The organism is Cohnella endophytica (assembly GCF_003628305.1).
GTDB lineage: Bacteria > Bacillota > Bacilli > Paenibacillales > Paenibacillaceae > Cohnella > Cohnella endophytica.
This window is the reverse complement of record NZ_RBZM01000001.1, coordinates 176,361-197,213: the sequence shown is the minus strand read 5'-3', so window position 1 is coordinate 197,213 and position 20,853 is coordinate 176,361. Positions and strand designations below refer to the sequence as shown.

Here is a 20,853-nt window from a genome sequence, read left to right as displayed (position 1 = left end):
GGGTTGTAACTCTACAAAGTGGTCCGAGAATTAAGCACTTGGCTTGACGAGAGCGTAAACATTAAAAGTTGCTTCGAGATTACTTCCTCCGTTTGTCTCATCCCGTTGTGAAGCCAATATTTATAAACCCCGATTGCCCCGCCGATAATCCAATCCACGAACAAATCGAAATCGATTTCGGGATGATCCATGACGTTTAATCGCATCAATTTATGCAAGGACTCGCTCATCTGATCATGGAGCCGATTCGAGAAATCGGGTACCCCGTTCGTCAGCAACATGATCTTGTAAAAATCCGCGTGTTTCTTAATATGTCCAACGGACAGTTTAATGGTTTTGATCAATTCGGCAGATGGCCTTGGAACCGACGGAGTTTTCGGCATTCCTTCTATGATATCCGCGTATTCGTTTAATACGTCATCGATTAGCTCGGCGAGTAGCTCTTCTTTCGAGGAATAATGGTCATAGAAGGTCACCCGATTAACCTTGGCTTTATCGGCGATTCCCTTGATCTTCAGCTCGTTAAAAGTCCCTTCCGCGAGCAGAGAAAGCAATGCCGATTTTAATAACCCTCGAGTACGCTCGACTCGTACGTCCGGATATTCGTATTTTTTGGGAATAACGATTCCCTCCTCTAGTATTCGCTTACATATTCTCTAGATTTGTCGTAAACACTACAAATCGCGAAGAAGTGTCAGGCGTTCGTCACGTATGATTGTTATTATTATAGACGACACGTTGTCGCCTTAACAAACCAATTCATAATGACGTACTGGAGGACGATGAGATGAAATTACAAGGAAAAACTGCCGTCATTACGGGAGCCGCTTCCGGGATGGGCAAGGCTATGGCCCTATTGTTCGCTCAAGAAGGTGCAAGCGTCGTCGTTGCTGACATCAACGAGACGGCCGTGAACGCTGTCGTTCAGGAAATCACGTCTGCAGGCGGACAAGCCAAGGGCGTCGTAGCCAACGTTACGAAAGAAGATGACGTATCGCGCATGATCGATATGGCCGTGCAAGGCTTCGGCAAACTCGATATTCTCGTTAACAATGCAGGGATAATGGATGCTATGATGTCTGCCGAATCCGTTTCCGACGAAATGTGGAACAGAGTAATCGATATTAACGTTACCGGACCGATGAGAGCGATCCGTAAAGCGATACCGATTATGACGAAACAAGGTCATGGCGTCATCGTGAATACGGCTTCCGTCGGCGGCCTCTACGGTTCGCGTGCCGGCATTGCCTACACGGCTTCTAAACACGCCGTTGTCGGACTCACGAAAAACGTTGGATTTCAATACGGCAAACTCGGAATTCGCTGCAATGCGATCGCTCCGGGCGCGGTTGCCACTAATATCGGTTTAGGCGGAAACGAACCCGATGCTTTCGGCTTGGAACAAGCAATGGCCGGCATGGCTCTGCAACGTACGAATGTCGGAGATCCCAAATACATTGCAAGCGTGGCGCTGTTCCTTGCTTCCGACGACTCCGCCTTCGTCAACGGTACCGTCGTAACCGCGGACGGCGGTTGGTCCGCTTATTAATTCAATACCCAAATAAAGTAAATAACAAAAAAAACAACCCCGCAAAGCCGCATGGCTCTTCGGGGTTGTGTGCCGCCTAGGAATTTCAAGATTAGTAAATGCCTGTTCCTGCGCGCAAGATGATGACCAATAGGATAAAGAGAACAAGAGCGAATGCAGCTGCACCCATGCCGCCATAACCTCCGCAAGAACCGGTACCTACACCGCCAACTGGATATGTCATAGTATCACCACCCGTATTTATTGTGACTGTTTATCACCCTGTTAGATTACGCATGGTTAAATATATTGCCAGTACATTCGCACAGATTTATCCGCAAATCCGCTAATGCACAGCAATATGGGTAAACGTGGAGTTTACGTATGCACTGGGTATTTGTACAGTACTTAATACTCCTCCATACATAAGCTAACTGCGTGATGAACGATCACAAATAAACAAAATGGTGGTGAATACTTTGAGCGGAAGCTGTGGTGGATATGGCGGCGGGATGCAAGCAGCTGCGTTTGTACTTGTTCTCTTCATCCTTTTGGTAATAATCTTAAGAGCCGGCTACTAATTGATAAGATGAAACCCGCGATTCTGGTGAATCGCGGGTTTTTCTTACCGTTATCAGGTCCGTTTGCTAAAGAACCACTGAGGTTAAGGAACTGCCGGAAATACGATTAATTAGAAGAAACCAGCTTTCAAGATGATGACCAAAAGAATGAAAAGTACTAGTACGAAAGCAGCAGCTTGCATCCCGCCGTAGCCTGCACAAGATCCACCGTAACCCATCGCAATCACCACCCGATTACTTAATCTGTGATTGTTCATCACCCTTATAAAATATTCAGGGATAGGGATACGGTCAGTGCATACGCACAGACGTAGAAATATCCGCATTTGCCTCCCGCTTGTCTAAGGAAACGGATGCGGATGAGGGTTGAGTTGTCGGGTAGCCAGTATGGACTTCGAATATCCAAGCTTTGCCGGTAGAGTAAGCGCTCTTTGAAGTCCGGCGACGCGCTTAAGCTGATGACCGAAGGACATGGGCAACATCCCAGGTATTAGAACTTTTACGCAATGCAAACCATTACTTAATGCTTCCGGCGCGGTTTGTTGAACCACGATTACGTCAAGATTTAACCGGTGAAAGCGAAGCAGAATTTCCTTGAGCTCTTCGGTCAGATCGGCATTCGGCACGATCGGGATAAACTCCTCCGCGAATGTTCTGATCGGGCGATCCTGATCCAGTAGGAAGTGGAGACGCTCCTCTGTTTCAGGCAGACTGTACAACAAGGAATGATCCTCCATCCGCTTTACTAGAAAGGGATCATCCATCATTCTGCGACACTCTTCCTCGTTCTCTTCCAATAGTCGAGTAAAATAACGAATATTGCCGGCCACTTCTTGGATCGCGCTTATCGCGGCTCTAATCGGATCCAGGTGCGCTCCTCCCGCGCATAGGAGATTCGCCCCCTTATCCGTCTTGTTTTTGGCTATGGCCCATACGCTCGGAATTCCGTTCTCCATCGTCGTATTAAATAAATACACCTCATACCCTTCAACTTCCTTCAGGCGATCTAGCATGAGCCGCAATCGTATATCGTTCGATGAGTAAGGATCAAGTCGGGGGACGGACAGTCGCGCATACCAGGTCAAGAGGAACGAATCGCGTTCCACAACCTCCATAATGCCATAGAAAATCGCTTCCTCCAGGCTGCCTCCCAACGCGCAACCGTTCGATCCTTCCATGACGAAACTGTCTTCTTGGCCCATGCTATAATAAGCAAGCTGCTCCGGAATTAGAATCGGACGATCTTGCCCGAACGAATGACCCCATACCCAGTTCATGGGCAGTTCGGGATCGAAAGGCTGATAGGGAAAGTCCATCAGCTCATATTGCTCCTGCGAGTATAGTCCCACTTCCATCGGGTTAAGCGCTCGATCAACCAAATTACGATAACAATCATGTACAACGGTTTTCTTCCCGCGCGGAGTAATCCCGCAATAACGTTCCAAGCCTTCCAGGAGCGCGGTTTGTTTGCTTACCGTATAAGAATCGGTACGCCCTGCCGACGTTTCATTTCCCATCGTGGTCGGCAAATTCGCATATACATCGGCAAAAGGCGATAACGAATCATACGTTATCCGATTAAACAAACCGACCCGGTCATCGATATATTGTTCTGCTAACGCTTTCCCAAGCTCATCCAAAGGCTTGCATCGATAAGTATACCTATCGAGCTTTAAGCTTGGTTTCAGTGATATTCTTGCGTCGTCCGGATTATCGATATTCAGACTTCCGCAATAAGAACAGCTGGGATCCGGCAAAAAAGCGTGATGCGAGCTATTTAACGTTCTTAAGTCGACGAAATATACCCCGCACTCCGTTTGCACTTGATTTCCACTCATGATTTTTCGCGTTTCCGCGGCAATGATATGGCTAGTATGCAATATTCCAAAACGCGAGATCGCCGGATCGTGGGGAACAACACCATGCAACAATAGCGTCATCTGCAATTCCAAACTAATTTCTCTGTCCTGTCCCGCTAATGAACCGCGTAGCTCAGCGCACTGACTGCAACCCGGCTTGAACTGCCGAACCCACGGTCCTACAACGCCTTCGTCATGCAACAGAAAACCTCTTAACCAAGAAATACCGGCTTTCCGCAGCATTTGTTCGGCCAACTCGTAATCGGAAGGACGCCATTCATCGGCAAGCACCAACGCCAACTGCGCCGATTCCGGGACGCCAAGACGGATATCGTTCTGACGATGAACCGAATAGCTCTCGGACAATAAATCGCCGACATATTGCGCGAGTAGTCCTTCGCCAATAATCGCTATTAAACCGTTCAATTGGTTGTCCCCGCCTCTCCCAGCCTAATGCCAAACAAACCTCCTAAATGCTCATTTACGAAAGGCTCGATGCTCAACTTATAGACGGATACGCTTTTCCGATTGCGATTCAATACTTGTAGCGCCAATTGGATCTGCTCCGCTTGAGCCGTATCGTCGATTGCATCAATCGTCATGCGAGTAGGATCGCCTTCAAGCAGATCGACCGTTTCAACATGAATGCCTTGCGGCATCGGAAGTTCCGTTGGATTTTGTGCCATCATAAGAGCTAGCGTGAGCGCCGATCTAAGCGCTAATGTCCGATTCAAGCCGACACAACCGTGCCACCGTTCGCCAGCTCCGACCCATACGACAGGCAAACCAAACAAGTCCTCTCCCGATCCTATCGACGGAGCACCTTGCATCGTAGTCAATGCTTGCAAATAATAACGGCAGCGATCATCCTCGACCCTAGTTATCTGAACTGCTTGAACGATAGGTATTCGGTCTAATGTCCTCTTTCTGAGTTGTTGCGTCAGACACTTCTCCAACCCACGAAACACGGTCTCCTCGATCGATTGCCCGGCTCCGACTTCCGCGCTATCCGGGAAATCCACGTGGCCATGACCCAATCTTGCCGCATGCGCTTCTATTCCGGCCAGACCAGCAAGCTTGCGCGCTTCCCGATGCGTCAGTCCGGAGCTAATAACTGCCGGAAGCAATTCGACCGGTCCTTCCGAAAGCGGGTCAATCGGTTGAACGCGGCATTGGGAGAGCGGAAGCTGTTTCAGATTCCCTTCCTCCCATAGATGCAAGATTCCGAAATACGGCGAAGTCAACTGACCAATAAACGATAGGAACCGTTCAGGATCAAAACGGATGTTATGTTCTCTTCCGAGCCGTTGATTCCAATCCGGAATCAATTCGATTCCGAATCCTTTTGTTACGAGCGGATGTGGCATATAAGTATGATAGGCCCCTTCCAACGTCTGCAGATTCATCCTATATAATTGAGGAGTCCATCCGGATTCCGCGCTGCTCTCGCTCGTTATCGCTCGATTCAATTCAAATACTAGGACATTGATAAGCATGGCTTCTGCCGAAAAACTCATCGTCGGTAACATGGGATCGTCTTCGATCGCGGATCGATGAATCCGTCTCCACGCCGATTCCCAGCCCCCTCCGGAGTTCGGGTATACCGAAGGCACCATAAATCCCGTTTGTCCTAAGCAAGTCGCGATGAGTAGCGGCTTCGATTCTTCACCGCAAGCATTGTGAATCGTATGAATATCTTCTAAGTTCATCCGTTGATTGACATACAATATCCAATCGAATAATCGAATCTTATCACTCCAATCAATGAAGTTAGCGTTACTCGATTCCGAGTTCGTACTCATCTCATGGACTTCCTTCAAACCGGATTCGAACAATGCTTTTACTAAAGCGCTGAGCATTGTACCGTCTCCAATGGCTAGTACTTTGGCACCGACGGTTGAATTCTGAAATTCGATCATCTGAGTACCACAACCTCCTCTTGCGCGCCCCGTTTAAAACCCTATTTTATGAAGGTTACGATCGTCATATTCGCAATTCGACCCGCCACTCCGTCATTAGCCGCTTCGCTCTAAGCCGTCCTTGCATATAATCAATGGCAAACAACCTTATCAGTGAACAAAAAGGAGCGGAACCCAAGTTGCCATCCGGTAAAGGAATCAGAATCGATGTCGTTATCCCGGCTATCGACAAGGACTTGGATACTCTTCCCTACGTGATTGATAGCGTTAGGAAATACGTGGCGCATCCAATCGGCCGAATCTACGTCGTAGCACCGGACAGCAATAGGATTAAGGACGTATGCATGCGCAAAGACTGTACATTCATCCACGAAGCCCGCGTTCTTCCTATTCGCAAACATCACATCGTCTATCATTCCAAGAGGTGGGAGAGATCAGGATGGCTGTACCAACAGCTTTTAAAGCTCGGGAGTAGCTCGTTCGTAGGTCAAAGGTACTACTTGGTAATGGATGCAGACACCATCCTGATTCGCCCCCATCGGTTCCTCGCGAATGGCAAACAAACGTTTTATTGCCGAAGTTGGAGCCAACCGGAGTATTTCGTAACTTACCGCAAGCTAATGGGAAAAAGGGCCGCACGCCCCCGTTCCTTCGTAACCCACTATATGATGTTCGACAAAACAAAGCTGAAGACGCTCAAAGATAACATCGAAAACCGTCACGGGAAGATATGGTACAAGGCGATCATCGGAAGCATTAATCGGACAAAGCAATTCGGGTTCTCGGAATACGAAACCTACGGGAATTACGTATACTCCGGCGGTTCAAATCAGGTGCTGCTGAAAAGCGCGCAAAACAAAAGCCTATCAAACAGTCCAGCGAAGTTATCCGAAAGCAACATTAAGAAATTAGCTCAGAAATACCGCTCGCTCTCCTTTCACAAGAGAAAAGGATATGTGCGAGGGGTGGAAAATAACGAAGATGGCCACCTTTAGTCGGGTGGCCATCTTCGTTATTTAAACTTATCCGGGAACTGCTGGATGATCCCTCGGGAGAGCGTGTCGGCGAGTTTGATAATGTGGTCCTCGCCTTTATCGAACGCCTGGGTTATCTTCCATCAAATGATTCCCTTAACTCCATGGTGATCTTCAGAAGCTTGGAACGCAATCCGTCCATTCGCACATCATCATCGAAGGCACTGCCGATTTCTAGCGACCGAATAAGTCTTGCATACGAGAGAAATCTGTTTAACCTCAGAAACCAGTCGAGATGATCCAACCATACTGCATCGGGCTTTCTCTCGCTTCGATATCCGGACATAAATGCTTCAACAATGGGATGATCGAACTCCATTGTCATACTAGACAAATCTGCAAGTGCATAAGCAATATCGGCTTCCGCCGGAAGACGGGCGCAGTCGTCGAAATCGATCACGCCGATCCTGCCGTTGTCGAATCGGAGATTGTCGGGTTGGAAATCGTAATGAACAACCCGTTCGAAATCCCTTGGTTTGCTTTCTAACAGCCTCTGCGCCTCATCGGTGAGATCCTTCCATTCCTTACGGGAAGATGCGTCGTCTTCAGGCAACTCTCTCCCGGCATTCTCCAGTAACTCCAGAACGCCGGGACGTCCGTCAAACACCGAAACTGGCATCCGCTCGACCTGCCGATGGAATTTGCCAAGCTCCGCCCCCCACAATCGAATGTCTTCGGATGTCATTTCGGACAATTCCGACTGACTTCCTGGCAACGCTTCGAACAACATGGCATGATAAACGCCGAGCTCCGTCTCGGCCGTCTCGACGTAACGACCGAATCGAGAGACTACCGGTTGCGCGACTTGAACCGGCGTCTCGTGAAATCGATGCAGAATAGCGGTTTCCGCTACCCACTCTTCGACTCTCCGTTCTCCGCCTTCATTAATCCGCAAATAGTAGTCTCGTACGCCTCGTTTCAGAATAAAAATGGCATTGGCGCTGGCTCTCCAGAAAAACAATGTACCGGGGTCGAACCCCCACGGCGAAGCCAGTTGTTCCGCGAAAGGACTGCGCCATCCTTCGTCTACCGTTCCGAAAATACTCGTCATTACGCTTAATTTCATCAAACAGGCATAACCTCCGATAATGGGATTGTGCCCTTCCGCCCCGCCACTCTAAAAAGCGGACGCAAAAAAGAGCCTGGCATCGTTCGCCAAGGCTCCCCCTCTATCGTCGGATTTAACAGTCCGTCCTAAGGAGTAAGGGGCAGCGAAGGGCAATTGTAACTGAAAACTCGTTTCTCTTACTCATCATCTACCATTCTCACTCCCTTCGGTTATCGTTAGATTAATTATAGCGCCAGGCTTCGCAATGTCAATAATTCCCTTAATGTGGTTCGGTATCCGCACGTATAGCACGCTTCCAGCGTGTTACAGCATGGTATTCGCACATCCGAATTCATTCCGGGCTTCAACTCGTCTCGCGGCGTCCGACTTCCTCGACGATCGCTTTGACTCCCTCATCGATCTGATCCAGCCGCGTCCTGGAAATGCTGATCCGTAGAAATTTCTCCCGCTCGAGGTAATCCGGCAAGTAGAACGGTTTTCCCGGTACGACGTGTATATTCCGGGCGGCGAGCCGTTGGGTAAGGCGCTCCAAGTTTACCGTCAGTGGAAGCTTAAGCTGTACGTAAATGCCGGAGTTCACTTTCGAAACCTCGATTAACCCTCCCGAGTTGTAACGTTGCAGCGCTACGTTCAGCGCGCGAATTCGCGACGCGTACTCGCTGCCGATTTTGTGCTTATGCCTCTCGTACATGCCGTTGCCGATGTACACTTCAAGCGCTGCTTGAGACAGTAACGAGGTATCGCCGCTTCTCTTGAATGAACGGAAAGTGTCCAACAATTCATGAGGAAGTACGGCCGCTCCCAATCGCAAGCCGGGGAAAATGATTTTCGAGAAGCTCTTCAGATAGACGACGCGAGAGTTTCTGTCGTAAGCGAAGATCGGATCGAAACTCCGCTCTTCTCCCAAGTCGGCCATATAGTCGTCCTCGACGACGTACACGTCGTATTTGCCGGCCAAGCCGGCGATCGCTTTCCTCTCTTCAACGCTATACGAGGTTCCTAACGGATTGTGAAACCTCGACATCGTATAGAAAAACTTAACATTACCCGACTCAAAGATAGCCTCCAATTTCCGCAAATCTATGCCTTCCGCCGTACGTTCGATTCCCCGGACCGGAATATTTTCCGCCTCCAGAAACCTCAAGTAAAGATCGTAGCTCGGCTGTTCGACCAAGATCAGCCGCTTCCCGTTCGGAAACGGCATTTTCGCCAAAATCTCTAATGCTTGCTGCGCGCCCGAAGTAACGAAAATCCGTTCCGCCTTCGCGAACACTTGAGAATCCGCCAAGTGGGATACGAGCGTCTGGCGTAGCCTATCCAACCCCTGCGGATCTCCGTAGGTGAAGAGGTGATACTTGTACGTATCTATGGCTTTATTTAAACAATGCTGGAAATCGCGATAAGGAAACACGTTCAAATCCGGGGACGCAGACGCGAAATCGATCGATTCGTTTGCCCTGACCGCGCTCGTATCCTCCGTCTTCTCGACTACGTAATAACCGCTCTGCGAAACGGAATAGATCGCATGGAGCTTCTCTAGCTCCGCGTACGCCCGAATGATCGTGCTTACGCTGCATTCGTAAGCTTTCGTGGCATCGCGCACGGAAGGAAGCTTGTCGCCCGAACGATAGTGGCCCTGCGCGATTTTCCGCTCCATATCCGCAACAATGATCTCGTATTTCGCCATGCCAGTCCCCTCCGTTCGCCATATGCGGTACAAGCTCTTTTCTGCCGTCCATTATACAGGAAAAAGCAACTGTATCGATACAGTTGCGGTAATCGGATGTTGTTCGGTTTACCGATTAGCCTTAACGTTATTAGTAACGGATGAATGGTCCCCCAACAAGATTCCTTCCTAACGTAGAAGAGAGGCGAAAATTACTTATGAATAACCGACCAAGCTTGAAGCTAGCCTATTTGTCTGCCGTGATTAACGCGGTCATCATCGGATTTTCATTCTTGTTTACCAAAATGGCGCTCGATCGCGCCCTCCCGCTCGACACGCTGATGTATCGCTTTGCGGTTTCCTTCGCGCTGTTATCGATCCCTATAGCTTGCGGTTGGATTAAGCTGAACTACCGAGGAAAGCCGTTAAGCAAGGTACTGTGGCTCGCAACGATGTATCCGCTCGGATTTTTCACGCTTCAAGCTTATGGATTGAAACAAGCCACCTCTGCCGAGGGAGGCATTTTGTATGCTTTTACGCCTATCGTAACGATGATCCTCGCCTCTGTTTTCCTGAAGGAAGCCACGACAATCATGCAGAAGCTATCGACCTTCCTTTCGGTATTCGGCGTCGTGTTTATCTTTATGATGAAAGGCGGTGGCATCGATCCGTCGAATCTAATGGGCCTATTCCTGTTGTTCCTGACTTGCGTGGCTTTTGCCGGCTATAGCGTACTGGCCAGATCGCTTCTGAAAATATTCAGCCCGATGGAGCTCGTCTATTTGACGTCGGGAATCGGCTTCTTGTTTTTTCTAGTCGTCTCGATCATCAATCATGCCGCGGCAGGAACGCTTGATCTTCTCTTCGCCCCGCTCTCGAGCTTAACTTTCGATCTTTCGATTCTTTATATGGGCGGAATGGCGTCGCTCGTCACGGCGCTGTTGGCCAACTATGCCTTATCGAAAATAGAAGCGTCCAAAATAAGCGTGTTCTCCAATCTGTCGACGATCGTCTCGTTAACGGCCGGGGCGATGTTTCTCGACGAAAAAAATACGGTTTACCACGTCGTCGGCTCTTTGCTGATCATCGCCGGGGTTCTCGGAACGAATCGCTTCGGACGCCGTAAAGCGGCGAAACCTGTGTTCACGGCGGAGTGTACGGAGGCATAACGCGCTGACGTCAAACCCCATTGTGCAACAAAACTAAGAGGCTTTCAGCGACGGCTTGGTCTCCATCTTGCTTGGTCTGATCGCAAACAGAGCAATAACGCAACAAGCCAATCCGACTCCCGCGAAAATATAAAATAATAAAATCTGGTTTTTGATAAGCAACGACGTTACCAAAGGACCGGCCGCCACGCCGATAAATCGCATGCTGCTATACAAAGAGGTAATCGTCCCACGTTGCTTTTTATCGATTCCTTCCGTAATTAAGGCATCGAGACTCGGAAGAATAAACCCGATGCCCGCGCCGCCTACCGAGAGAAGAACGATCAGCAGCGCAAGGGAGCCGGAATGGATAAAGGCCGATACGGCCATGCTGGCCGTCGCGATCGTCGATCCGGCGACGGTGAACCACTTCATTTTCTGCTTATTCTCGCCGACCAGTTTTCCTGTAAGCAAAGACGCAAGACAAATGGCGCTGAGCGGAATCGCGAGCAAAACCCCTTTCCATATGCCTTCGATGCCATGCTTTTCTTCCAGCACGGAAGAAAGAAAATACAAGAAACCGAACAATACGTACATGGCAATGCCTCCGATCGCGAATATGGCATAGAGCCAACGCCCCTTCTCGGACAATATTTTACGGATGTCGAGAACGAACTGTTTTAGCGATATGGGGTTCTGCTGCTGTCCTTTCGGTTTCTTAACGCAGATTGCAACGGCAACGATCGAGAACAAGCAGATCAAGGGGATGACGGCCAGGGGCAAAAACCATACGATAAGCGCAAGAGCCGAGCCTAGTATGGGACTCACGACTTTACCGAACGTATTCGATGTCTCGATCATGCCAAGTCCGCTGCTCACCTCTTCCTCGCTGTCGAACATGTCGCCGACTAATGGCATAACGATCGGGAATGCGCCGGCGGCTCCCATGCCTTGGATTAACCGCCCGACGAGGATCACCGTATACGCCGCCCCGTGATCCATTCGCCATGCGGCCCAACCGGATACGAGTCCTCCTACCGCCACGATAGACATGCTGATGATAATGACGAGTTTGCGACCGAAACGATCGGATAAATATCCGGCAACCGGAATGCAGACGATAGACACGGCGGCATAGATCGTAATGATCAAGCTGATCTGCACCGAGGTAACTCCCAATTTTCTTTGCATGAGCGGCAAAACGGGAATCAGCATCGAATTCGCCAGTGTCATAATTAAAGGAATCGACGCCAGCGCGGCTAAATCCAGTTTTTTCTTTTCCTTCACGGTGCTACCTCCTTTCCTAACCTGCTGAAGGTCGTCCGTATATCTTCTCATCCAAAACCTAACTTCATCCCCCCGAAAAGGTAAAATTCCGCATAACAAAAACCCGCGCATCCTCGCGCGGGCTCCAATCCCTTCTATTCCGCTGTGTTATCCATTTTCGGCTTACCTAAATAATTTTTTCATCGTCTCGTCAAGCAATCGTAATGCCTTCTTGAGTTCAGCTTTCGGAATGGCCTCATAACGATCCCCGATGCTGATTTCCAAATAACAGGCCGTATCGCTTGTCGAATTAACATACGGAGAGATCCCTATTCCCGATTGTTCGTGCACGGAGGTTAACGCAGATTCGAAACGCTCCTTAGGCATGTCCGCATGCACGTGAAACATATTCGATACCGGGATCGACGGCTTCGTCGAGATCGCATGGCACTCGTTGAATAATTCCGCGAGTTCCTTCGCTCCCTCGTAATAGGTGTCCATCTTAGATACTCTTTGATCGAAATACTTATCGGCGCTGAGAATATACGGATACAAGCTGATTAAATCGCCGCCGTGCCTTCTTTTCCATATTTTCGATTCGGACGTGAAATCTTCATCCCCGGCAAGAATCGCCCCGGCGATCCCTCCGATGCCCTTGTATAAGGAAACATAAACGCTATCGAACAGACCGCAGATCTCGGAAGCCGTTTTCCGATAATAAGGCAAAATTTCGAATAGCCTTGCGCCGTCGAGATGCAGCTTGATGCCTTTGGCGCGGCAGTGGGCCGATATGGCTTCTAAATCTTCGTAGGTCGGCAATTGGCCGCCGATCTCGCGCTGCGGCAGTTCTAGCAATACGCACGCCACATCTTCCTTCATATTCAGGACGTCTTCGAGTTCGATCGTTCTCTCTTTGTCCGCGAGGAGGACGGTTTCGATATGATGAAGCTGTTTTAATCCGTCCTGTTCATGAATTTCCAGATGGCTTAGAGGATGATAAGCGACTTTCTTGATTCCGATGCGATCGCACCATATTCTTAAAGCGATTTGTTGCGCCATCGTTCCGCTAGGGAAAAACACGGCTGAAGGCTTACCTAAGTACTTTGCCATCTTCTCTTGAAACTCTTCAATCGGCTTGCCGTTTCCATACATATCGCTATTCATGTTTCCGTCCGCATCGTCGAATGCGTCCTTCAGAACTTGAACGTTCCTTTTCCCGTGGCCGGATACTTGATAAGTAGTGTTGTTAAATGCCTCTAAGAGTGAATGATTTCCGTTTTTCAAGCTGATTTACCCCTTCCGTTCAACCGTGAGCCTGATAAATATCGCCGCAAAGCGTAAAAATATCGTAACCAACGGTTCGGAAACAGTCAAATGACTTTTTCGGTTTTGCCCCTAATCTCGCGCTACGGGTTCCACATGGATGTGAACGTGTCCGACTTGGTGGTCTTGGAGCATCCTTTGTTCGATATTGTCGCTAATCTCATGGCTTTCTACGACGTTCAGGCTTGCTTTGACTTGAATGGTAACATCCAGCAAAACGTTGTTTCCATGTATTCTCGCTTTAATGTCATTTACCTTATGGACTCCTGGCGTTAATTCGATCGTTTTCTTAAACCGCTTGAGCTCCTTCTCGTCGAAGCCATCGGTTAAAGCGTGCGATGCGTGGCGGAAAATTTGGAGAGCCGTCCTGCAGATCAGGATACCGACGAGGAATGCCGCGATCGGGTCTAACAAAGGCCATCCCAATTGGGCGCCGATAATGCCGACGAAAGCGCCAATGCTGACCCATGCGTCCGAACGATTATCTTGGGCCGTTGCCGTAATCGCGTTGCTGTTTATTTTTCTCGCAAGCCGAATATTGTACAAGTAGACCAAATACATGACGCCGGCGGAGAAGATCGCCGTCCAAGCCGTTATCATATCGGGAGTTTCGACGGCATCTTCGAAAAATTTACTTACGGATTGGTACAAAACCTGTAAGCCGACGGCGGCCATAATGATGGACGCGATTAACGCCGCGACCGTTTCCGCCCGGAAATGTCCGTAGCGGTGATTGCGATCCGGAGGTTTTCTGGATATTTTCAATCCCACCAAAACCGCGATCGACGCCACGATATCCGTGGAGTTGTTTAACCCGTCGGCAAGCAGAGCCTCTGAATTGTATAAGTACCCAATGCTGAGCTTAAGTAACGATAACGAGATATAGGCGATGATACTTAACCAAGCGCCTTTTTCTCCCTGTTTGATGTCTCCGTAAAGCTCCATGAGCGTTCTCTCCCCGAATCAAAGTAATCTTCAAACATCATACAGGAGTAGGTTCGAGTGGGTCTAGAGAAACAGTGTTGGGGAGCTTTCATACTGTAAGGAAGACGAAACACTCTTGTCTGTCCGCAACTCTCTTGCGGGAGTCAAAGAAGCCATCATGTCACAAAGTGTTCACTTACGAAGAAAATTTTATCTAAGTATGATGAAAAAAGCTTAAAGAAGAAAGGAAGATTGAAATTGCCGAGCAATAAAAGAGAAGGTATATATTTTGGTTTAATGATGGTTTTTGGTATGGTATCCGTTATGTATTTCTATAATATGTACATGGAAGGGTTACTTGGCACCCTAACGTTTTGGAGCGTTTTATTTAACTATTCTCTCACTTTCATCGTCGCCTTTATCGTTGAGACCTTTTTAGTAGGACCCATTATGAGAGGAATTGCATTTAAGCTTCCTTATGATAAATCAAAGAAATTAAAAGTTATTGTTGCGGTTTCGACTTGTATGGTAGTCGGCATGGTCATTTGCATGTCGGTTTATGGTCTTATCACCGCTATACTAAGCAACCATCTTGAAGGGTCGCTATTCATGCATTATTTTAAGTTGATTATTCGAAACTTTGCCGTCGCGTATCCGTCTCAGCTCTTAATCGTCGGACCATTATCAAGATGGATTCTTGTTAAATTTATTAAAAATAGCGCTCAACCTAAGCTTGAATACAATTAGTAATGGAAAAAGCCCGCGATGTCCGCGGGCTTTGCGTAATTATTTAATTGCATTAATAAGTTCGGGCGAACTTGGCGATGAAGCGATTCGGGTACTCGGAAGGCAGCGCGCTGACTTCGTCCAGGCGATCCCATATTGCTTGCGGCATCTTCCAGCCTACCGCCCCCATATTATCGGCATATTGCTCTAACGTGCTCGCTCCGAATATCGGCGAAGTGATGCCTTTTCTGTTCAGCAACCAGTTGAGCGACACTTGCGCGGGCGTCTTATCCAGTTCCCTGGCGGCGGATTGGACCGCATCGAGAATTTCGAAGTTACGCTCCGTTCCGCGCAACGCCCACGAACTCTCGCCGATCTTGGATGACAAACGCCCCGTGGTCGGCTCCTCCTTCGAATAACGGCCGGTTAGGAACCCGCCTCCAAGCGGCGCCCAAGGGATGACCCCTACGTTCTCTTCCAAGCACAACGACATCATTTCCCGATCCATTTCGCGGCTTACGAGACTATATTGCGGCTGAATGGATATGAACCGGACGTAACGATTGGCATCGCTCACGGCAAGTGATTTCATCAGTTGCCAAGCAAAGAAATTGGAACAACCGATATAACGCACTTTTCCGGAGGAAACGAGATCATCGAGCGCTCGAAGCGTTTCTTCGATCGGGGTCAGATGATCCCACACATGGACTTGATACAGATCGATATAGTCCGTTTGCAACCGTTGCAAGCTCTCCTCGACGCTCTGCATAATATGCTTGCGCGAGACGCCCGCCCCGTTCGGATGGTCGGCCGTATGCATCCGTACTTTCGTAGCCAGGACGACCTCCGAACGTACGTTTTTGATCGCTTTGCCTACGATTTCTTCCGATCTGCCGTTAACATAAACGTTCGCGGTATCAAGAAAATTACCGCCTTGCTCTCTGAACAGGTCGATCATCCGAATCGAATCGCTCTCGTCGGTCGTATTGCCGAAGCTCATCGTTCCGAGACATAATTCCGACACGGCAAGCCCGCTGCGTCCAAGTACTCTGATTTGCAAGGTGATTAACCCCCTCTAGTCTTGACTCCGCCTAATGAACGACAGGCTAATACCTATGATAATAAATGCGATTAAGGCTAGCAACGGTATCGTAATAAAACCGAGCCAATCTATGTAATCCACGTTGCAAGGAATTCCGTTCGTGCAAGGTTTGATCTCGTGCATGCCGGGAACCTTTTGTAGCAAATAATGATAAGTCGAGATGGCACACCCGATCACGCTTAGCGGCAGAACGTATTTCTTAATCGATACTTCGCCGTGATAGGCGGCGATTCCAAGAAGCACGGTCAGCGGATACATCAGAATCCTCTGATACCAACAAAGCTCGCAAGGAACGTATCCGCGAATCTCGCTGAAATATAAGCTTCCCAATGTCGCGATCACGGACACGATCCATGCGCAATACAAGAGATAGGGCTGCGCGGCCTCTAGCTTCCTGCTCATGTTAGTCCCCCAAATTTTGATCGATGATGGACTTGATTTCATTGATGTCGAACGGATTTTTGACAACCGTGCCGTTAATGATCAGCGTCGGCGTTTGGTTAATCCGATACTTGTTTACGAGGCTCGTATCGAGATCGACTTGCGATGATGTTGTCCCGTTCGCGACATCGTCCATAAGTTTCTGAGCATCGATCCGCGTCGGCAACGAATCCGCGACTTCTTTGATCTTTTGTTCCGTTAACCACGCTGATTCGTAGTCCGGCTGAGCGGCGAACATCGCCTCGTTGAACTCCCAGAACGCCTCTTTATTTTGCGCGAGTACGGCTTCACCTGCGAGAGCCCCAAGCCTCGACTCCTCGCCATGGAACAATGTATTGATGAAGGCTAACTTGGCTTGTCCGGAATCGATGTATTGAGCTTTCAATTGCGGATAAATCCGTTCGCTCCATTGTTTGCAGGACGGACATTTGTAATCTCCGAATTCGATTAAGGTTACTTTGGCTTGCTCGCTGCCGATGACGGGTTGGTTGACGATCGATGGCGGATCGTCATAACGCTTAGCATCTTGATGATCGTTCATCGCTCGATTGATCATGAAGATCGCGAGGAACAGGACGACAAGGGCGGTCGTATATAACACTAGCGACTTGGCGGAGTTCTTGTTCTTCGCCTGAGTTGATCTTCTGGGTCTCGCGTTCCGGGCTCGTTGCGTCTTAGGTTTAGGCTTTCCTGACATCATTTCCCTCCTCCTCATTCATTTCGCGTATTTATAACATTAAAAGTATAACAGTTTTTCGATTCAACCAAATGACTCTTTAGGGCTAATCCCAATCCTTAATGAACTTAAATAAATCCTACTCAAAGTGTTTAAAGCCCCTAGAAACGCATACAATTCATTGCGAAGGAGGGCACACCATGAAAAAGATTATTTATTTTATGTCATTAATTGTCGTGTTAATCGTTATATGGCGACAAATCGGGGAGACGCAAGCCGCCTCTCTTCCCTCTTCGACCGAACTTGCCCAAGACGATTTCCGGATCATCGTTCAATCGGTATCTTCGGACAATTCACCCATGCAGCAGATGAGCTTCGACATCATTGTCGCCAACGCGGACGGAGTTCCCGTTCCTAGCGATAAGGTTCAAATGCAAATCAAGATGCCCAAAATGTTATGCGGCATTTTCCCCGCCACGATTCGCGAGATCCGGCAAGGAACCTATGAAGCGACGGTCGTTCCCGTCATGAAGGGCCGCTGGGAAGCCGAAGCGAGCGTACGCATCGGCAATGAACAATATACCGTCCGCCATCCCTTTGCCGTAAGTTAATGATTTACCATAGCCAGGGGTGAACCGATGGAATCCAATCGTTCGCGCTGAGTCCTTTCATGATCGACAACACTCCCATCAGCACTGCGACGAAGAAACCTGCTTTTCTCAACCGTTGTCTCCATTTTCGATTGAACCCCTTGGCGGATAAAGCGACGATAACGAGCATGGGGATCGTGGCCAACCCGAATAAGAATAGCATAAAAAAACCATCCAGCCACGATCCCGACGCCGCTGCCCGCATCTGCATAGAGTATGTTAAGCCGCATGGAAGAAGTCCGAGCATCAATCCCGTAAGGAAGATCGCGGTCAATTCGAAGGAGGAACGAATCCGATCGGCGAACATACGTAACCGGTTCCGGCCCGGCAACTTTATTCCATGCAAAGGCAACGAATATTTGCGAAACGCCCATAACAAGATCATTGCTCCTCCAAGCATGCTGGCGAGAGCTTGAAAACCAACGAAATGTCCCGCGACCACGTTCAGGAAGGATCCGGCCGCCCCCATGATTGCTCCCGTGAGCCCGTAGGTAACGATTCTCCCCAAATGATAGGCCAGCAGCGGACGCAGCGCGTTGCTTTTCGCCTCCATCGCGATCGAGGAACCGATTCCTCCGCACATAATAATGCAATGCGGAGCTCCGACGACCCCCGCGAGCAAGGCAACGACAATCGAATCGCCCGTCATTGGCTCATTCCCTTTCCGTCGTCCCGATCGGGACGCGCTTTAAGCGAAGCGAATTGCCCACGACGAGGACGGAGCTTGAAGCCATGCAGACGCATGCCGCACGCGGATCAAGCCATCCTACCGCGGCGAGCGGAATCATAATCGCATTATAGAAGAGGGCGAGACCTAGGTTCTGGCGAATGTTTCGCATCGTCCGCTTGGCTATGAGCAATGCCTCTTTAATACCCGACATGCGGCCCCCGACGATGACGATATCTCCTGATTGCAGCGCGGCATCATTACCTCCGGCGATTGCGATTCCCGCATTCGCCGCGGCAAGCGCGGCTGAATCGTTTACCCCGTCCCCTACCATAGCCACAATGCGGCCTTGTTTCTGAAGCCGATGTACCAATGCCAGCTTATCTTCCGGAAGCATTCTCGATTTCACTTTGTCTATGCCCGCTTGAGCGGCGATCGAAGCCGCGGCGCTCTCGCCGTCGCCGGTTGCAAGCCACAGCTCTCCTCTGCTCCCTAGCCAGCTTATCGTCTTCGCGGCATCCTCGCGGAGCGGATCCCGAAAGCCGATCGAACCGGACAACCTATTCTGTAGGACGATATGCAGCTTCGAGTCCATCCGCTCCGCCTCCGTCACCTCGAATCCGAGTTCATCGAGCCAGTGCGAATGACCGATAACAATCCGATAGTGTTCGACGACTCCGGACATTCCCTTTCCCGGATACTGTTCGATTTCCGTAGCCGGCGACAGCAACAATCCGTGGGCCTGAGCCTTCATTACGATCGCCTTCGCGAATGGATGGTCGGAATGCCGTTCCAACGATGCCGCCAACTTAAGCAGCTTGATCGCAGGCATTCGATCAGATGTAATATCCGCGATTACCGGTTTCCCTTCCGTAAGCGTACCTGTTTTATCGAAGACGAAGGCGTCCGCGCGGCTGAGCGTCTCGATCATGGCCCCTTCTTTGAAAATAATGCCCCTTCGCGCCGCCAATCCCGATCCGATCAGGATCGACACCGGAGTAGCCAATCCTAGCGCGCATGGACAAGCGACCAGTAATACCGCCATAGCCGCCCCGAACGCTTCCGCGGATGTCGAAAGATTAGCCCAAGCGACGTAAGTCGCGGCGGCCAATGCGAGAATCCCCGGAACGAAATAGGCGGCGATGAGATCGACTCGGCGTTGAATGCGCGGCTTACTCTGTTGGGCTTCCTCGACGAAGGAGATCACTCGGGAAAGCAGCGTGTCTAATGGGCTGGTTGCGGCACGCATGACAAGGCTGCCACTCGCGAGCCTTGTTCCCGCGTATACGCGATCGCCTTTTTTCCTTACGGCCAATAAAGCTTCCCCGGTTAACAACGACTCTTCGATTTCCGCCATTCCGTCCATTACGATGCCATCGGTTGGAATCCCCTCTCCGGTTGCGACGGAAAGTAGCGTGCCGATTCGAAGCTCCTTGATCGGAATTTGTTCCAGCGTCCCATTCGGTCGAACGACGGTCGCCGATTCCGCTCGAAGCAAATAAAGCGACGATAGGCTCCGCAAGGCGTTGCCTTTCGCGATTGCTTCCATCCATTTGCCGAACGTAACGGAGGTGAGGACCATGGCGATCGAATCGAAATAATAGTCGTGATGCCCATGACCGATGCCGTGAGCTCCCGAGGATAGGAACACATGATATTGACTGTACAAATAAGCGGCGCTAATGCTTAGAGCGACCAACACATCCATATTCGGCATACCTTGCTTCAAAGCCTGGTAGGCGCCCGCATAGAAAGGGTATCCCGCATAAGAAGTTAAGATCGAGCCCAAGATTAACTGAAAATAGGCATTGGAGAAAAACTCAGGGGTAACGCTTGCAAGGGGCTCAAACCAATGACCGATCATAATGGTTAACAAAGGCACGGATAAAACAAGCGCAAAGAGGAATCGATTGCGATAGTCGCGCGCCTCCAGTTGAAATCCGGATTCCGCGTTCACGCGTCGGGTAGCGCCGTAGCCAAGCTTCTGAATCCTGCCGATAATCTCATCGGGGTCCGTCGAATGCCCTTCCCATCGGACAGTTGCCGAAGCGGTTGCCAGGTTTACGCCGGCCTCTTTTACCCCGTCCATGCGCAGGAGCACCTTCTCTATTCTGGCGGAACATGCCGCGCAAGTCATTCCCGTAATTTGCAGGTCTATCTTGTTCATGCGATCCTCCGAACTTTGTCCGCCCGGGACAATCATGCTGTTCTTATCTTATGAGGTTCGGAGGAATTCAAGAATAGCTCGAATGAGTTGTTGCTTGCCAAGCATTT

At 49.7% G+C, this 20,853-nt stretch carries 21 protein-coding genes; 6 read left to right on the top strand and 15 right to left on the bottom strand.

Features of this window, described 5'->3' with window-relative positions:
• Nucleotides 1-11: 11 nt before the first annotated feature.
• Nucleotides 12-554, bottom strand: a complete 543-nt coding sequence (locus D7Z26_RS01035; protein WP_120973918.1) for a TetR/AcrR family transcriptional regulator — start codon at nucleotides 552-554, stop codon at nucleotides 12-14.
• A gap of 233 nt (nucleotides 555-787) precedes the next feature.
• On the opposite strand from D7Z26_RS01035, the gene D7Z26_RS01030 reads away from it, so the two are divergent.
• Nucleotides 788-1,549: a glucose 1-dehydrogenase gene (locus D7Z26_RS01030; RefSeq protein WP_120973916.1), complete on the top strand. Its 762-nt coding sequence runs from the start codon at nucleotides 788-790 to the stop codon at nucleotides 1,547-1,549.
• Nucleotides 1,550-1,640: 91 nt separating this feature from the next.
• Here the strand turns inward: D7Z26_RS01030 and D7Z26_RS01025 are convergent, their stop codons facing one another.
• Nucleotides 1,641-1,772 carry a sporulation protein YjcZ gene (locus D7Z26_RS01025; protein WP_120973914.1) on the bottom strand — a complete coding sequence of 44 codons (132 nt, stop codon included), beginning with the start codon at nucleotides 1,770-1,772 and terminating at the stop codon, nucleotides 1,641-1,643.
• A 220-nt stretch (nucleotides 1,773-1,992) separates the two neighbouring features.
• Here D7Z26_RS01025 and D7Z26_RS28050 point away from each other — a divergent pair, with 220 nt between their 5' ends.
• Entirely contained in the window at nucleotides 1,993-2,109 is a 117-nt protein-coding gene (locus D7Z26_RS28050) for a sporulation protein YjcZ (RefSeq protein WP_120973913.1), read from the top strand.
• A 110-nt stretch (nucleotides 2,110-2,219) separates the two neighbouring features.
• Here the strand turns inward: D7Z26_RS28050 and yjcZ are convergent, their stop codons facing one another.
• The 3 genes from yjcZ to D7Z26_RS01005 form a co-directional block, all read right to left on the bottom strand.
• Nucleotides 2,220-2,327, bottom strand: coding sequence for a sporulation protein YjcZ (gene yjcZ, locus D7Z26_RS28045; RefSeq protein ID WP_120974332.1), 108 nt, complete (start codon nucleotides 2,325-2,327; stop codon nucleotides 2,220-2,222).
• A gap of 123 nt (nucleotides 2,328-2,450) precedes the next feature.
• Entirely contained in the window at nucleotides 2,451-4,394 is a 1,944-nt protein-coding gene (locus tag D7Z26_RS01010; protein ID WP_120973911.1) for a TOMM precursor leader peptide-binding protein, read from the bottom strand.
• The gene (locus tag D7Z26_RS01005) at nucleotides 4,391-5,887 is read right to left on the bottom strand and encodes a bacteriocin maturation protein (RefSeq protein WP_120973909.1); all 1,497 of its coding nucleotides are present in this window, start codon (nucleotides 5,885-5,887) and stop codon (nucleotides 4,391-4,393) included. Before D7Z26_RS01005 ends, D7Z26_RS01010 begins: the two co-directional genes overlap by 4 nt.
• A gap of 134 nt (nucleotides 5,888-6,021) precedes the next feature.
• Between D7Z26_RS01005 and D7Z26_RS01000 the strand changes: the two genes are divergently transcribed.
• Entirely contained in the window at nucleotides 6,022-6,882 is an 861-nt protein-coding gene (locus D7Z26_RS01000) for a DUF6492 family protein (protein WP_120973907.1), read from the top strand.
• A 112-nt stretch (nucleotides 6,883-6,994) separates the two neighbouring features.
• Here the strand turns inward: D7Z26_RS01000 and D7Z26_RS00990 are convergent, their stop codons facing one another.
• Together D7Z26_RS00990 and D7Z26_RS00985 are read right to left on the bottom strand one after the other, a co-directional pair.
• The gene (locus D7Z26_RS00990; RefSeq protein ID WP_120973905.1) at nucleotides 6,995-7,987 is read right to left on the bottom strand and encodes a phosphotransferase enzyme family protein; all 993 of its coding nucleotides are present in this window, start codon (nucleotides 7,985-7,987) and stop codon (nucleotides 6,995-6,997) included.
• A gap of 346 nt (nucleotides 7,988-8,333) precedes the next feature.
• The gene (locus D7Z26_RS00985) at nucleotides 8,334-9,677 is read right to left on the bottom strand and encodes an aminotransferase-like domain-containing protein (RefSeq protein WP_120973903.1); all 1,344 of its coding nucleotides are present in this window, start codon (nucleotides 9,675-9,677) and stop codon (nucleotides 8,334-8,336) included.
• Nucleotides 9,678-9,874: 197 nt separating this feature from the next.
• Here D7Z26_RS00985 and D7Z26_RS00980 point away from each other — a divergent pair, with 197 nt between their 5' ends.
• Nucleotides 9,875-10,825 carry a DMT family transporter gene (locus D7Z26_RS00980; RefSeq protein WP_120973901.1) on the top strand — a complete coding sequence of 317 codons (951 nt, stop codon included), beginning with the start codon at nucleotides 9,875-9,877 and terminating at the stop codon, nucleotides 10,823-10,825.
• Nucleotides 10,826-10,858: 33 nt separating this feature from the next.
• On the opposite strand, the gene D7Z26_RS00975 is transcribed toward D7Z26_RS00980, so the two are convergent.
• From D7Z26_RS00975 to D7Z26_RS00965, 3 genes are all read right to left on the bottom strand, one after another.
• Nucleotides 10,859-12,091, bottom strand: coding sequence for an MFS transporter (locus tag D7Z26_RS00975; protein ID WP_120973899.1), 1,233 nt, complete (start codon nucleotides 12,089-12,091; stop codon nucleotides 10,859-10,861).
• Between the two features lie 162 nt (nucleotides 12,092-12,253).
• Nucleotides 12,254-13,354 carry a threonine aldolase family protein gene (locus D7Z26_RS00970; protein ID WP_120973898.1) on the bottom strand — a complete coding sequence of 367 codons (1,101 nt, stop codon included), beginning with the start codon at nucleotides 13,352-13,354 and terminating at the stop codon, nucleotides 12,254-12,256.
• Between the two features lie 111 nt (nucleotides 13,355-13,465).
• A complete protein-coding gene (locus D7Z26_RS00965) occupies nucleotides 13,466-14,338 on the bottom strand; it encodes a cation diffusion facilitator family transporter (RefSeq protein WP_120973896.1) in 873 nt (290 codons plus the stop codon).
• A gap of 237 nt (nucleotides 14,339-14,575) precedes the next feature.
• On the opposite strand from D7Z26_RS00965, the gene D7Z26_RS00960 reads away from it, so the two are divergent.
• Nucleotides 14,576-15,064, top strand: a complete 489-nt coding sequence (locus D7Z26_RS00960; RefSeq protein ID WP_120973894.1) for a DUF2798 domain-containing protein — start codon at nucleotides 14,576-14,578, stop codon at nucleotides 15,062-15,064.
• A 52-nt stretch (nucleotides 15,065-15,116) separates the two neighbouring features.
• Here D7Z26_RS00960 and D7Z26_RS00955 read toward each other — a convergent pair whose 3' ends face one another.
• The 3 genes from D7Z26_RS00955 to D7Z26_RS00945 are packed head-to-tail and all read right to left on the bottom strand — an operon-like array spanning nucleotide 15,117 to nucleotide 17,283.
• Nucleotides 15,117-16,103, bottom strand: coding sequence for an aldo/keto reductase (locus tag D7Z26_RS00955; RefSeq protein ID WP_120973892.1), 987 nt, complete (start codon nucleotides 16,101-16,103; stop codon nucleotides 15,117-15,119).
• Between the two features lie 15 nt (nucleotides 16,104-16,118).
• On the bottom strand, nucleotides 16,119-16,547 hold the full coding sequence (locus D7Z26_RS00950) for a disulfide oxidoreductase (RefSeq protein ID WP_120973890.1): 429 nt from the start codon (nucleotides 16,545-16,547) through the stop codon (nucleotides 16,119-16,121).
• A gap of 1 nt (nucleotide 16,548) precedes the next feature.
• Complete coding sequence (locus D7Z26_RS00945) at nucleotides 16,549-17,283, bottom strand: DsbA family protein (protein WP_158602143.1); 735 nt, start codon at nucleotides 17,281-17,283, stop codon at nucleotides 16,549-16,551.
• A gap of 179 nt (nucleotides 17,284-17,462) precedes the next feature.
• On the opposite strand from D7Z26_RS00945, the gene D7Z26_RS00940 reads away from it, so the two are divergent.
• Complete coding sequence (locus D7Z26_RS00940; protein WP_158602142.1) at nucleotides 17,463-17,873, top strand: FixH family protein; 411 nt, start codon at nucleotides 17,463-17,465, stop codon at nucleotides 17,871-17,873.
• 4 nt (nucleotides 17,874-17,877) lie between these two features.
• Here D7Z26_RS00940 and D7Z26_RS00935 read toward each other — a convergent pair whose 3' ends face one another.
• Together D7Z26_RS00935 and D7Z26_RS00930 are read right to left on the bottom strand one after the other, a co-directional pair.
• The gene (locus D7Z26_RS00935) at nucleotides 17,878-18,561 is read right to left on the bottom strand and encodes a sulfite exporter TauE/SafE family protein (RefSeq protein ID WP_120973884.1); all 684 of its coding nucleotides are present in this window, start codon (nucleotides 18,559-18,561) and stop codon (nucleotides 17,878-17,880) included.
• A gap of 4 nt (nucleotides 18,562-18,565) precedes the next feature.
• Complete coding sequence (locus D7Z26_RS00930) at nucleotides 18,566-20,746, bottom strand: heavy metal translocating P-type ATPase (protein WP_120973882.1); 2,181 nt, start codon at nucleotides 20,744-20,746, stop codon at nucleotides 18,566-18,568.
• Between the last annotated feature and the right edge of the window lie 107 nt (nucleotides 20,747-20,853).